The sequence below is a fragment of the Streptomyces sp. NPDC054757 genome (genome assembly GCF_053612185.1).
On the sequence record NZ_JBSHBW010000025.1, the window covers coordinates 61,972 to 75,801 of the forward strand.

Here is a 13,830-nt window from a genome sequence, read left to right on the forward strand (position 1 = left end):
AGGCGGTCGCGCCACAGACCAGCCGTACCGGCTTCTCCGCTCAGACCAGCCGTACCGGCTTCTCCGCGCGTACCCCCACCGCTGTCAGCCACCCCCGCAGCGGCTCCCCGTCCCCGTCCTCCACCAGGCTCATCACATGCCCGCCCAGGTCCGCCCTGCGCTCGCCGCCCACCAGCAGTGCGGGGCCGTCCAGCCAGTCGAGGCCGGGGGCCGCTCCGGCCGTGTCCACCGCTGCGCAGCAGATCATCGCGGTGACGTGATCCGCGAGCAGATCGCGCCCGGTGCGGGGTGGCTGGAGCGGGAAGAGCGGGATCGCCCCGGTGTCCCAGAGCTCCTCGCCCTCCAGGCCGCCGCCCGGTACGGGGACCGGTGCCGCGGCCTCCTCGCGGGCGACCTCGGCGGTGACGGCGGCCGCCAGCGACTCCGTGTCGTCGGCCGCGATGTGGTCCAGGACGCGGGCCAGCGTCGGATCGCCCGGCTCGTCGGGGCCTGCCCCCGCTTCGGCCGTGCTGCGCACGCCCAGCCGGTCGAGGACGCGGTGCAGCCTGGCCGCTTCCGTACGCCATTTACGGTCGACGACCTCTTCCGGGTACTGCTGCCAGTCCACCGGGGACCAGTCGGGTCCGGTATCGGCCGGGCCGCCGTGGAAGAGCCTGGCGGCGAGGAGGGAGGTGGCGGCGTCGACCGCGCCCGGTTCCTCCAGGAGGTCGCAGGCGGGGCGCTCGCCCAGCCGGGAGGTGAAGCCCTCGGCCAGACGGTCCCTCCGCGACAGCTCGGTGAGTGCCGAGACCACCCCGGCGTCGAGCCTGGACGGCCAGCGGCCCATCCGCCAGGCGGGCAGCGCGACCCGGGTCAGCAGCCGGTCCCAGCCCGCGTAGGCCAGCCCCACCTGCTCCTGGGCGACGATCCGCAGCGCGTAATCCACAGCCTGTGCACGGTCCGACGCGGCGGCCGCGACCCCCCGCTCCATCTCGGCCACATGGCCACGGCAACTGCGCAGCAGCAGCCTGGCGGTCCAGCCGACGAAGCCGTACGCCATACGACGCACCGGGCCGAGCCCGGCCCGGGACGAGACGGCGACCGCCGCATCGAGGCCCCGTACGAACCGGCGCGACGCCGCGATGTCGGGATGTGCGGAGGGGCCCGTACCGGCGATGACCGGCGCGAGAAGGGCCCGCAGCTCGGCCACCCGCATCCACCACAGGAAGGGCGAGCCGATCACCAGCACGGGGGCGTCCGCCACGCGCGGGGAACGGGACCGTATTCTGCGGAACACGCTCAGCCGCCCGCCGGTTCCGGATCCGGATCCGGAACCGGAACCGGATATGGACCGGGTGGCGGGGTGCGAACGGTCCTCGAGCCAGCTGTCGCAGTCCGGGGTCAGCGCTATCGCCGACGGGACCGGCACTTCGAGCCGGTCCGCCAGATCCCGCACCATCCGGTGCAGGTCGGGCGCCGAGGTCTCGGTGAGCGCCACCGTCGGGCTGACGGCGGGCCCGGCCCCGGCGATCACGGCCCCCACGGCGGCGGCCATGCCCAGCACCACCAGCGCGAACCCCGTCACCACCCAGCGCGCCACATCCCAACTTCCGCCGCTGAGACGGCCCATGGCCCCACCGGCCAGCAGCACGACCGCGACAGCGGCCGGCAGCAACGCCACGGCCAAGGCCCTGCCCCGGACCGCCAGAACGGCCAGTGCATGGGCGCGCGCGCCCTGCGCACCCCGCTTGGTACGCGGATCAACCCGCGCATCGCTCGTACGGTTCTCGGACACGGCTGGACGTCACCCCCTCTGCCCCTGCGACGGCTTTGCTCACTCCCCCACTGTGGCACCCGCCACTGACATCGCAATGCCGGTGGGCCAAGTGCCGGAACGCCTGCGCCGCAGACTAGTTGGGGTCCCGGCGGGCGTCATCCGGATGGGCGAGCCGTCACTCGATGGAATGGCTTTGGGTAAAGGTGCTGACGGAAAACCGTCAGATGGCTGCGGCCTTCGCCGCGATGTCCGTACGATGCTGCGCCCCGTCGAGCCGCACCCTGTCCAGCGCGATGTACGCCCGTGCACGGGCCTCGCCCAGATCCGCGCCGGTCGCGGTCACCGAGAGCACCCGGCCGCCCGCGCTCACCACCGCGTCGCCGTCCTGCCTGGTCCCGGCGTGCAGAACGTACGCGTGGGGCGCATCCTGGGCCGCCACCTCGTCGAGGCCGCCGATGGGGTCACCGGTGCGGGGGGTGTCCGGGTAGTTGTGCGAGGCGATGACGACGGTCACGGCGGCCTCGTCGCGCCAGTTCAGCGGCGGGACCGTGTCGAGGGTGCCGTTGGCCGCGTTCAGCAGGACACCGGCCAGCGGGGTCTTCAGCCGGGCCAGCACCACCTGGGTCTCGGGGTCCCCGAACCGGGCGTTGAACTCGATGACCCGTACGCCGCGAGAGGTGATCGCGAGGCCCGCGTACAGCAGCCCCGCGAAGGGCGTGCCCCGGCGGCGCAGTTCGTCGACGGTCGGCTGGAGCACCGTCTGCATGACCTCGTCGACCAGCTTGGGATCGGCCCACGGGAGCGGGGAGTACGCGCCCATGCCACCGGTGTTGGGCCCCTCGTCGCCGTCGAGGGCGCGCTTGAAGTCCTGTGCCGGCTGGAGCGGGAGGACCGTCACCCCGTCCGAGATCGCGAAGAGCGAGACCTCCGGGCCGTCGAGGAACTCCTCGATGACCACCCGGCCGCACGCCAGCGCATGGGCGCGGGCCGCCGCGATGTCGTCGGTCACCACGACGCCCTTGCCCGCGGCGAGGCCGTCGTCCTTCACCACGTACGGGGCACCGAAGGCGTCGAGCGCGGCATCGATCTGCTCCGGGGTGGTGCAGACGTAGGCGCGGGCGGTGGGGACGTTCGCCCCCGCCATCACGTCCTTGGCGAAGGCCTTGGAACCCTCCAGCTGCGCCGCTTCCCGGCTCGGCCCGAAGCACGGGATGCCCGTCTCCCGTACCGCGTCGGCGACCCCGGCGACCAGCGGCGCCTCGGGGCCGACGACGACGAGCCCGGCACCGAGCCGGGTCGCGAGCCGGGCGACGTCGGCGCCGTCCAGCGCGTCCACGGCGTGCAGCTCGGCCACTTCCGCGATGCCCGCGTTACCGGGGGCGCAGTGCAGGGAGGTGACCTCGGGGTCGAGGGAAAGAGAGCGGCACAGGGCGTGTTCGCGGGCGCCGCCGCCGATGACAAGGACCTTCACGGTACGAAGCCTAGCCCGCGCACCGGTACCGACCCGGGCCGGGCCTTGTACGGGCGACCCAAAGCGGCGGGCGGGGTCTTCGTAGGTTCCTCCACCTACCCGGCCGGGTGTCGCTTTGGTGGCCCGGGTGGTGGGGGTGGTGCACGTGGTGTGCGGCCGGCTGCCCGCGCATGGCCGCCCGGTGCCGGCTCTCATCCGGATGATCCAGATGATCCGAACAGTCCGATGGCTCGGCTGATCCGGTTCGGCTGATCCGGTCCGGCTACTCGTTCGTGTACTCCTCCACCACGGTCGCCCCCAGTTCGCGCACGATCAGATCGTGGCCCGAGAGCGCCGAGTCGACCAGATCGGGGTCGTCGTCCTCCGGGGTGTCGTCCTCCAGCGAGACGGGTGGCGGTCCGTCCGGCACCGGCGGCGGCTCGGGCTCCCGGAAGGCTTGTGGCCGCTGGCGCTGCGGCGGCTCCGGAGCGGGCGGCTGCTGAACCGGTCCGGGCGCGCCCCCACCGCCTCCGCCCTGGGATGCCCCGCCCTGGGGCGCCGGCCGCTGAGGCGCCGGCGAGGACCCGCCGGGGCCGGGGTGACCGCTGCCGCCGGGGGGCTGCGTACCGCCGGAGGGGTCGACGATCGCGTCGACCCTCCACTGGACGTGGAACTGGTCCGCGAGGACCTGCTTCAGTACGTCCTCGCTGCCGCTGGAGGCGAAGTTGTCCCGGGCACCCGCATTGGGGAAGCCGAGCTGGAGGGTGGTCCCGTCGAAGCCGGCGACCTGGGCGTTCTGGCTGAGCAGGATCCAGGTGAAGCGGCGCCGGTTCTTGACGGCCTCAAGGATCTCGGGCCACATGTTCCGCACCTGGGCCGCGCCTTGGGCCATACCGGGCGCGGGCCCGGCGGGCGGCGCGGACGACGGGCCTCCGGGCGCGGCCGGAGGGGCCGCCTGCCCGGGCTGCCCCTGCCCCTGCCCCGGAGCGGCAGCGGACGGCCAGCTTCCGGCCGGGCGCTGCGGCTGGGGCTGGGCCGCGGCCGCACCCGGCCAGGCGCCGGGCTGCCGGGCGGCCGGGGCGGGGGCGGGCGGCTGCGCGGAAGCACCGGGCGGCGGAGCCGGTGCCGCCTGCGCGGCTGCGGCGGGAGGCCCAGCCGGAGCAGAAGCGCCTGCCGGACCGGCGGAACCGGCACCGGCGCCCTGTCCCGCACCGGCCCCCGTGTCCGTACCTGCGGCCTCCCCCCGAGCCGCAGCACGAGCAGCGGCCGGCCCCATGCCGGGCGCCACCGTCATACCGGGCCCGGCAGCCCCAGCGGCCCCACCCGGCCCGCCGGGCCCAGCAGGCCCGGCAGGTCCGCCGAACCCCGCAGGTCCAGCAGATCCACCAGGACCAGGAGGAGATCCAGCAGCCGGGCCGGGCGGGGCGGCCATCGTGGGATGTGCCTCGGCGCCCGGTACGTACCCCATGGCCGGCCCCTGCCCACCCGGCACGAAGGCGCCGCCGCGCTCCAGACGGTCCAGCCGGGCCTGCAGGGAGCGCTCGTCGTCGAAGGCGGCCGGGAGCAGCACCCGCGCACAGATCAGTTCGAGCTGGAGCCGCGGGGAAGTGGCGCCGCGCATCTCGGTGAGCCCGGTGTTGACCAGGTCCGCCGCGCGGCTCAGCTCCGCGGCGCCGAAGACGGAGGCCTGTGCCTGCATCCGCGCGACGACGTCCGCCGGGGCGTCGATCAGCCCCTTCTCCCCCGCGTCCGGCACGGCGGCCAGGATCACCAGGTCGCGCAGCCGCTCCAGGAGGTCGGCGACGAACCGGCGCGGGTCGTTGCCTCGCTCGATGACCTGGTCGACCAGCTCGAAGGCGGCGGCGCCGTCCGACGAGGCGAACGCGTCGATGACGGAGTCGAGGAGCGTGCCGTCCGTATAACCGAGCAGGGCGGTGGCCATGGCATACGTCACACCCTCTTCGCCCGCGCCCGCCAGCAGCTGGTCCATGACGGACATGGAGTCCCGGACGGACCCCGCCCCGGCCCGCACGACGAGGGGCAGCACGCCCTCCGCGACCTGGGCGCCCTCCTGCCCGCACACCTCGCCGAGGTAGTCGCGCAGGGTGCTGGGCGGCACCAGCCGGAAGGGGTAGTGGTGCGTACGCGACCGGATGGTGCCGATGACCTTCTCGGGTTCGGTAGTCGCGAAGATGAACTTGAGGTGCTCCGGGGGCTCTTCGACCACCTTCAGCAGGGCGTTGAACCCCGCCGACGTGACCATGTGCGCCTCGTCGATGATGTAGATCTTGTAACGACTGCTGGCCGGCCCGAAGAACGCCTTCTCGCGCAGATCACGGGCGTCGTCCACACCACCGTGCGAAGCGGCGTCGATCTCGATGACATCGATCGACCCCGGCCCGTTGCGCGCGAGGTCCCGGCAGGACTGGCACTCACCGCACGGTGTGGGTGTGGGCCCCTGCTCACAGTTCAGACAGCGGGCCAGGATCCGCGCGCTGGTGGTCTTCCCGCAGCCGCGCGGCCCGCTGAACAGATACGCGTGGTTGACCCGGTTGTTCCGCAGGGCCTGCTGCAACGGGGCAGTGACATGCTCCTGCCCGATGACCTCGGCGAACGATTCGGGACGGTAGCGGCGGTACAGCGCAAGGGACGACACATCTACGAGGTTATCGGGGCCCACCGACAACCCACGCCCCCGAACGCCCGGGGCATCCAGGGACCCAGGTCCCGGGAACACATCCCGGGAACACAAAGGGCCCCCCACGCACCCGCCAGAGCCAACCTACCCTTGCTGCCTTCCGGCCCTGGGGGAGTTCAGTCAGATAGCGCCACGTGAGGGGCTGACCCACACCCTAGCCGATCCCCCGGGTCGGAATCGAGTTCGCTAGCACTCCTCAACGTCTTGTATTGTTTGCCGCGGAGGATTCGCCTAGTGGCCTAGGGCGCACGCTTGGAAAGCGTGTTGGGGGCAACCCCTCACGAGTTCGAATCTCGTATCCTCCGCAGCTGGAAGGCCCGGACCGCGTATGCCGTCCGGGCCTTCTGCTTTGGCAGTCTCGTCCACAGTCTCAACGGGGCTCTTCGGGACCTTCCTCCGCCGCCCCGCCTTCGCTCTTCGCCCCGCTTCTCTCGGTGCAGTGTCAGCAGCCGAACGAGTTCGTCAGGGGCCCCGTTGACGCAGCGGCCGTCGCGCGACTTCGTGTTCGCCGTGTCCTCGTTCTTCCTGACGCGCTGCTTGCAGTAGCCGAGCTTGCGCCCGCACTCGCCCCCGCAGCCGTGCAGGTACTTGGGACGGAGCCGGTCCTCACGAACCCGCAGGACGCCCTCCGTGAGATCCTCGTCCGCCCGCCGCAGGAGACCCCTCTCCTGGAGAAAGTGCTTCAAAAGGCGGGATGACTCCGGGCTGCCCGAGGTGCCGTACCTGCGGGTCGCCAACGTCCAGCGCGCCCGCCTTGACCTATCCCGAGTCACGAAGATCCGTATCGCTGAACGAACCGGCCGAGCTCCGGCTCCAGGACGGAGACCTGCTCATGAACGAGGGCGGTGCCCGGGACAAGCTTGGGCGCGGCTGGATCTGGGCGAGCCGAATCAAGGACTGCATCCACCAGAACCACTTCTTTCGGGCCCGGATCCAGGAACACGCCACGCACCCCAAGCTCTACGGCTGGTACGTCAACTCGGCCGCCCGTTCCTGGTTCGAAGCCAGCGGCAAGCAGAGGGTGAACCTGGCCTCCATCAGCATCTCCAAGGCCAAGATGCTTCCAGTGCCCGTCCCGCCTGCAGACCCGGACGACCAGGAAGCTTTCGTCACCCTCGGACATCGTGTGTTGACGCGTTTCGCCAGCCTCGCCACTGCCTGCGAGCGTGACCTTGACATCGGCCCGATCGAGGCCGACGACAAGGACACGCTGGAAGCCAGGCCCCTGTCGGAGCTGATGCTCGCACTCTCGGCCGACTTTGGCGGAGCCCTGACCGAACTCGAACACCTGGCAGTGGACGTGGAGCTACCGCCCTTGCTCCGGGGCGAGGCGTAGAAAGATGCGGACCCGACCGGATGTGAATTCGGTCGGTTCCGCATCATTTTCACAGGGAAGCGTCAATCACGCCGCCACGTCCCCCTACTTTCTCGGGCCGTAGACAGCGAGGTCTGCAAGTCGGCCCCAGGGCCCCGCCCAAGTGAGCGTCGATACTGGTTCAGACCGTGCATAGGGCACTGGAGTCCACCTGCCCTGCCGCTCACGGTTGGGGGAGCCAGTGGCACAGTGAGCGCATGCAGCCGCCTGCCTGGGCGGGGAACGTGGATACTCCGCTGTCCGCGCCCGACGCCTTCGACGTCCCCGTGTTCCTCCGCCGTAGCTCCCCGCTGGCCCCCGCGCCGCGGCCCACTCCTGTGCAGGTGGGCTTGGCCCACCAACCCTGGCCCCAGGGCACCGGCATCCCTGCGGACGGCGCGTATCTCGTCGGCACCACGTGGCGTGCACTCCTGGATGCCACGATCGCGGTGGGGCGGGACATCGGCTCCTGGATCACCGCTACGCCCCGTCTCGCACGCCACGAGATCAGGGCACGCCGATACCCCCTCTCCGCTTATCTCGTGCGGGCCGGGCGCGAGATCGTGCCCAGCGTCGTCTACACCCATGGAACCGAGAGCTCGACTCGTACCGCATTCGGCTACCACGTCGGCATGACGATGGCCCAGTGGGCCTGCCAGACGATGGGGCTCGGCTCCACCACACACGCCGAGAGCGCGATCCCACCAGGCGCAGCGCCCGGCTGGGACATAGCGCCTAGTCTGCCGGACCTGTTCGGCACGCACCCGGCCACAACAGAACTCTGGCTAGTCGAGGCGAAGGGGAGCCGCCGGCTCGGCCTGGGGCCCAGGATCAAGGGAGCGCAGCAGCTGGACGTCGGCGCCCTCGTCCCTGTCACGCACCAGAAGGTGCTGTGCGGGACCAGTTTGGAGCGGCGCCTGTTCATGATGATCGACGTGGAGGGCGCCCCGCCGCCCGGGGACCCCGACAACATCTCCGACGAGGAAACGCTGCAGGACGACGAGGCTCTCCTGGAGCTCGCTCGGTCGCGCATGCTGACGTATCTTGCGCTGTCGTCGTTGCCCCGTGACGGATTGCGCGTCACGGCAGTCGGCAGGCACGAGGAGGGGGCAGCAACAACGCGAAGGGATCCGATCCGGCTATTGGAGAGCGACCGGCCCACGGCCGAACTACGCCGCCGCGTAGCCGCGGATTCCGAGGACGCGGATATCAGGGAGCAGAACGGCCTGGACATGCTGACGGGACGGGTTCCGGGCACGGATCTCATGCTCGGGATGTCCAGGCGTCTGTTCGGCGCGTGCCGCGAGCTGGCCTACGCGGAGCGTCGCGTCATCGCACGGGTCCGAGAAGAACGGCCCGTGTACATGATGGAGCTGCCCCGTGAGGTTCAGCGTCCGGAAGACACAATGGCGCGGCGGCGCGAACGAGAGATGAGCGATCGAGCGCGCGAGGAAAGGGCCGCTGCGGCGCAGGATTACGTGCGTAGGGTTCGAGCGGAACAGCGGGACGATCAGCTGCGCTCTGTTCGCGCTGGTTTCACGAGCGGGGACAGCGGCTCCTGGATGCACCTCGTCGATCTGACTCCGCGTCTCGCGCTCCCCAGCGAGGAGGGTTTTCTGGAGGCAGCGACGTCAGACACCTACCTCGCGGTCGAGGAGGAGACGCTCGACCTGGATATCGAGGTCGAATAGCAATGGCCGGCCAGGTCTGGTGGGCCGACCACCAGCAGCGGTCCGGGCGGATGCACAAGCCACTCGAACGACCACCTCAGCATGGAGATTGATGCGCCCAGATCAGGCGCGTTCATCTGGTTGCATTCACCGGCCTACACCCTCGTTCAGAGCCCCTGCCCGAACCCACCGAGCCGCTGGTCAGGACGCTACCGTACGCCTCGGAACCCCCGGACGAACCGTTGGAAAGCGTGTTGGGGGCAACCCCTCACGAGTTCGAATCTAGTATCCTCCGCACTGGCCCAGCAGGGCAACCGAAGGGCCCCACCGTTCGCGGTGGGGCCCTTCGGCGTACCAGGGGTGGGGCCGGGCTCAGGCCAGGGTGAACTTCTGGGCGGCCGAGCCGTTGCAGTCGTAGATCTGGAGGCGGGTGCCGTTGGCGGTGGCGCCGGACGGGGAGTCGATGCAGCGGCCTGTGGTCGGGTTGGAGATCGAACCGTCGGCGTTGGCGGTCCAGTTCTGGTAGCCGGCGCCGTTGCAGGTGGCCAGTTGGAGCTTGGTGCCGTTGGCGTTGACGCCGCCTGCGATGTCCAGGCACTTGCCGAGAGTCTGCAGCGTCTGGCCGCTCCAGGTCCACTTCTGGTCGAGCGAGGTCGCCTGCTGGCAGTCCCAGAGCTGGACCGCGGTGCCGTCGCCGCCGGTGTCGTCGCCCGCCACGTCCACGCACTTGCCGCCGGGACCGTAGACCGGGGTGCCGATGGCGAACTTCTGGGCGGCAGCGCCGTTGCAGTCCCAGATCTGGAGGCGGGTGCCGTTGGCCGTGGCGCCGGACGGGGAGTCGATGCAGCGGCCGCTGGCCGGGTTCTTCAGGGAGCCGTCGCTCTGGCGCACCCAGTTCTGGTAGCCGCCGCTGTTGCAGGTGGCCAGTTGGAGCTTGGTGCCGCCGGCGCTGTTGCCGCCGGCGATGTCCAGGCACTTGCCGAGGGTCTGCAGCGTCTGGCCGCTCCAGGTCCAGTGCTGGTCCTTCGCCGCCGCCTGGCAGTCCCAGAGCTGGACCGCGGTGCCGTCACCGCCGGTGTCGTCACCCGCCACGTCCACGCACTTGCCGCCAGGGCCGGTGATCGTCCGGCCGGTCACCGAACCGTCACCGCCCCCGGGCGCCTTGTTGTAGACCGCCACCGAGTCGATCACCAGCTTGCCGCCGGAGACCGTGGCGGCGTTCGGGCCGCCGCCGAACGCGGCCGGGAAGCCACCGCCGATCGCCAGGTCGTAGATGATGAAGAAGGGGTGATCGATCGCGTCGGCCCAGGTGGTCGCATCGACCTGGTTCGCCTTGACGGTGAAGAAGTTGGCCCCGTCGAGATAGAACCTGACCTGCTCCGGCGAGACCGAGCGGTCGATCTCCACCGCGTAGTCGTGGAAGCCGGTCTGGCAGCCCGCACAGGCGCGCTCGCCGGAGCCGATGCCCGTCGACTCGTTGCACGGGCCGCCCGGGTTCACGCCACAGTGGATGGTGCTGAAATCGGAGCTGCGGCCGTTGATGTCCTCCATGATGTCGACCTCACCGGACTTCGGCCAGGTCACGCCGGAGCGCAGCGTCGAGCCGAGCATCCAGAACGCCGGCCAGTAGCCCGCGCCGTTGGCGGTGGTGACGTTGGGCTGCTGGAGGACCGACTCCATGCGTACGACGCCGCCGGCCGGGGCGCCGAACGTCGCCGACTGGGTCTCCACGCGTCCGGACGTCCAGCCGCTCGCGGGGTCGGAACCGGCGTGCTGGGCCTGGAGCACCAGATGGCTCTGGCCGTCGTGGTAGACGTTGGACGTACTGCTGGTCATGGTCTCGATCTCACCGGTGCCGAAGGTGCTGCCCGGACCGGTGTCGTACTTCCACTGGCTCTGGTCGATGCCGGTGCCCGATGCACCGTTGAAGTCATCGCTCCAGGTGAGGGTGAATCCCGGCGGCGCCGGTGGCACCGCCGCCGCTGCATGCGGCGAACCGACGAGGGTGGCCGCCACCGTGACGGCGACCACCGGGAACAACTGGAGCGTTCTCTTCCAGCCGCCGCGCCACCGTCTTGCCCGACTCAAGCGCATTCGTCCGACCTCCAGGGGAGAGGGGAGGCGGTGGGCGCGCTTTCGCCCGCTTCGACACCGCCTCTGACGGGCATCACCGGGGCGCGGCGCCGGCGTGTACCGGCCCGCCCTGGCAGGGGCAGGCGTGACAGGGGCGGGCGCCCAGGGATGTCATGCCCACAGCGTGTCGAGGGGGCAGGTGTTCGGCAAGACGGCCGACGTCCATCTTTCGGTACGGCCGTGGGGGGCGCAGGGCGGTCCCTGCGGAGGGGGCGGCCGTCGCGGTACGAGGCTGGGGCGACGTCGTTACGGGGGTGGTGGCCTTCGGGCCGCTTGCCATGATCCGGCACCACCTATCCTCGCCGGGTGAGAACCACCAGTCGCAGCCGCACTCGTCAGCCCGGGAACCGGCTCGGGAACACGCTGCGCAGCTGGGCTCTGCTGCCCTCCGGCGACGGAGGTGCGGCGCAGGGCCTCGCGGCGCGGCCCGTACCGCGCTCGCCCCGTCTGTCCGCGCGCGCCATGGATCTGGTGCTGACGGCGGTCGCGCTGCTGTTCGCGGTGTGGATCAGCGCCCAGAACCCCTCCATGGGACCGGCCGCTCCCTGGGTGAATCTGCTGCTCGCCGCGGTGAGCGCGCTGCCGCTGCTCGTACGGCGCCGGGCGCCCGAACTGGTCGTCGCCGTCGGGCTGATCGCCAAGGTCCTCCAGGTCTCGGCCTTCACGACGCCGTTCGCCTACTACGCGGAGGGCGCCTGTCGCGGCCCGCACAGCCGCCGGGTCGTCTGGGCGTCGGCCGGTGTCGGGCTGGTGGCCCTCGCGCCCTGGCACGCGGCAGCGTGGTCCAGTGTCCAGACTCTGGTGACCTGGTTCGCGGTGAACTTCGTCTTCTCCTGCCTGGTGCCGCTGCTGCTGGGGCTCTACGTGGGGCAGAGGCGTGCCGTGGTCGCCGGTCTCGTCGAACGGGCGGAGCGCGCCGAGCGGGAACAGCGGCTCGTCGCCGAGGCCGCGCGGGAACAGGAGCGCCGGCGCATCGCCGGGGAGATGCACGACGTGGTCTCCCACCAGGTGAGCCTGATCGTCGTACACGCCAACGCGCTCAGCGCTGTCGCCCACGACCCGGAGGTGACGGGCGAGACCGCGCAGATCATCCAGACGGCCGGGCGGCGCGCGCTCACCGAACTCCGCGAAATGCTGGGGCTGCTCAGAAGCGGTACGGCCGACTCCCCGGCCACCGGAGCCGGGGAGCCGCCCGGATCCGCGGGAAGCGAAGCCGCGGAGGGTGAACCGAGGCCCGCGGCACACGACTTCGCCGCGTCGGCGGAGCGGCGGCCCGCCCCCGGCGCGGCCGTCGACAGGATCGCCGAGCTGGCCGAGGGCTCCCGGAGCGCCGGGCTGCCCGTCACCGTGCTCGTCGAGGGTGCGCCGCAGCCGCTGGCGGAGCCGGTCGAGCGTGCCGCGCACCGGGTCGTACAGGAGGCGCTGACCAATGTGCACAAGCACGCCCCGGGCGCCACGACGCGGATTCACCTGGCCTTCGACCCGCGGACCGTACGGGTACGGATCGTCAACGGCCCGCCCGAAAGGCACGCCGAGCCGGCTGCCGACGGTGAGCCACTGCTGCCCAGCGGGGGACACGGGCTGATCGGCCTGATGGAGCGGGTCCGGCTGGCCGGAGGCACCATGGGGTCCGGGCCCACCGGCGACGGCGGCTTCCGGCTCGACGCCGCGCTGCCCACCTCGGTGCCCGGAGCGTCCACAACCGGAGCATCCGCGGCCGGAACTTCCGCAACTGGAGCGTCCGCGGCGGGAGCTTCCGAAACTGGAGCGTCCGCGGCCGGAGCCTGACTCTGCTGGAAACCCGCTCCCCCGGAACTCCGCTCTGCCGGAATCCCGCTCCGCCGGAAACCCGGTCTCCTGAAACCCCGCTCTGCCGGGGCCTGATGCTGCCGCGGAGTCAGGCGTTCAGATCAGTCCGGCGTCGTGGGTGATGAGCGCCACCTGGGTGCGGTTGGCCGCGTCGAGCTTGGTCATGATCCGGCTGAGATGGACCTTGACCGTGGACTGGCTCACGGACAGGTCGGCGGCGATACGGGAGTTGCTGTGGCCCTGAGCGACGGCCACGGCGACCTCGTGCTCGCGGGGGGTCAGCTCCGCCATCCGCGATCGCGCTTGCGAGGCGCCCGCACCCGTGGCGAAGACAGCCAGCAGCCTGGTGGTGATGCGCGGTGAGAGCATCGCGTCGCCGCGTGCGAGGACCCGTACGGCGTCGGCCAGTTCGCGCGGCGAGATGTCCTTGAGCAGGAACCCCGCCGCGCCGTGCCGGAGTGCGGCGTAGACGTATTCGTCGACGTCGAAGGTGGTGAGCACCGCGACCGCCGGTGGACCGGGCAGTGCGTTGAGCTGCCGGGCGACCTCCAGGCCGCCGACACGGGGCATCTGGATGTCGGTGAGCACCACGTCCGGGCGGTGCGTGGTCACCAGGTCCACTGCCACCGAGCCGTCATCGCCCTCGGCGACCACCTCGATGTCCGGCTCGGCGTGGAGGATCATCCGGATGCCCTTGCGCACCAACTTCTCGTCGTCGAGGAGGACTACCTTGACGGTCACTCACGCCACCACCTCGTCCGCGTACGGTCAACATCGCCTGCCCGCCTGCCCGCCTGCACACGGTATCCGCCGTCGCCGGTACTCCCCGTACGCAGTGGTCTGGCTGCCTCCCCCACGGATCACGCGTACCCGTGTCCCCCGTCGGGCCGTTGCCGCCCCGCGGTCGTCCCGCAGCACGCCCCGGCGGGCGTGCCGTACGACTTTCGGGCAAGTCCACCC

The 13,830-nt window shown here is 71.3% G+C and carries 8 protein-coding genes, 1 tRNA gene and 1 other RNA gene; 4 read left to right on the forward strand and 6 right to left on the reverse strand.

The window, feature by feature from the left end; translation table 11 throughout:
* Window positions 1-40: 40 nt before the first annotated feature.
* The 4 genes from ACWGKJ_RS26235 to ffs form a co-directional block, all read right to left on the reverse strand.
* The gene (locus ACWGKJ_RS26235; RefSeq protein WP_453315825.1) at window positions 41-1,774 is read right to left on the reverse strand and encodes a hypothetical protein; all 1,734 of its coding nucleotides are present in this window, start codon (window positions 1,772-1,774) and stop codon (window positions 41-43) included.
* A 202-nt stretch (window positions 1,775-1,976) separates the two neighbouring features.
* Entirely contained in the window at window positions 1,977-3,227 is a 1,251-nt protein-coding gene (gene purD / locus ACWGKJ_RS26240; RefSeq protein ID WP_385026957.1) for a phosphoribosylamine--glycine ligase, read from the reverse strand.
* A gap of 262 nt (window positions 3,228-3,489) precedes the next feature.
* Complete coding sequence (locus tag ACWGKJ_RS26245) at window positions 3,490-5,862, reverse strand: DNA polymerase III subunit gamma and tau (protein WP_385026960.1); 2,373 nt, start codon at window positions 5,860-5,862, stop codon at window positions 3,490-3,492.
* A gap of 92 nt (window positions 5,863-5,954) precedes the next feature.
* An RNA gene (gene ffs / locus ACWGKJ_RS26250) (signal recognition particle sRNA small type) lies at window positions 5,955-6,051 on the reverse strand.
* A 73-nt stretch (window positions 6,052-6,124) separates the two neighbouring features.
* Here ffs and ACWGKJ_RS26255 point away from each other — a divergent pair.
* The 3 genes from ACWGKJ_RS26255 to ACWGKJ_RS26265 all read left to right on the forward strand — a co-directional run bounded on the left by ACWGKJ_RS26255 (window position 6,125) and on the right by ACWGKJ_RS26265 (window position 8,949).
* Window positions 6,125-6,209, forward strand: a tRNA-Ser gene (locus tag ACWGKJ_RS26255).
* A gap of 527 nt (window positions 6,210-6,736) precedes the next feature.
* Window positions 6,737-7,240, forward strand: coding sequence for a restriction endonuclease subunit S domain-containing protein (locus tag ACWGKJ_RS26260; protein WP_385026963.1), 504 nt, complete (start codon window positions 6,737-6,739; stop codon window positions 7,238-7,240).
* A gap of 236 nt (window positions 7,241-7,476) precedes the next feature.
* Window positions 7,477-8,949, forward strand: a complete 1,473-nt coding sequence (locus ACWGKJ_RS26265; protein WP_385026966.1) for a hypothetical protein — start codon at window positions 7,477-7,479, stop codon at window positions 8,947-8,949.
* Between the two features lie 351 nt (window positions 8,950-9,300).
* Here ACWGKJ_RS26265 and ACWGKJ_RS26270 read toward each other — a convergent pair whose 3' ends face one another.
* Window positions 9,301-10,959, reverse strand: a complete 1,659-nt coding sequence (locus ACWGKJ_RS26270; protein ID WP_453315826.1) for a ricin-type beta-trefoil lectin domain protein — start codon at window positions 10,957-10,959, stop codon at window positions 9,301-9,303.
* 408 nt (window positions 10,960-11,367) lie between these two features.
* Here ACWGKJ_RS26270 and ACWGKJ_RS26275 point away from each other — a divergent pair, with 408 nt between their 5' ends.
* Window positions 11,368-12,849 carry a sensor histidine kinase gene (locus tag ACWGKJ_RS26275; RefSeq protein WP_453315827.1) on the forward strand — a complete coding sequence of 494 codons (1,482 nt, stop codon included), beginning with the start codon at window positions 11,368-11,370 and terminating at the stop codon, window positions 12,847-12,849.
* A 117-nt stretch (window positions 12,850-12,966) separates the two neighbouring features.
* On the opposite strand, the gene ACWGKJ_RS26280 is transcribed toward ACWGKJ_RS26275, so the two are convergent.
* Entirely contained in the window at window positions 12,967-13,611 is a 645-nt protein-coding gene (locus tag ACWGKJ_RS26280; RefSeq protein WP_385026975.1) for a response regulator, read from the reverse strand.
* Between the last annotated feature and the right edge of the window lie 219 nt (window positions 13,612-13,830).

What these genes read in the sequence shown, in the direction of transcription:
- ACWGKJ_RS26265 (WP_385026966.1), top strand. Translation starts at nt 7,477, where the DNA reads ATGCAGCCGCCTGCCTGGGCGGGGAACGTGGATACTCCGCTGTCCGCG.
- ACWGKJ_RS26260 (WP_385026963.1), top strand. Translation starts at nt 6,737, where the DNA reads ATGAACGAGGGCGGTGCCCGGGACAAGCTTGGGCGCGGCTGGATCTGG.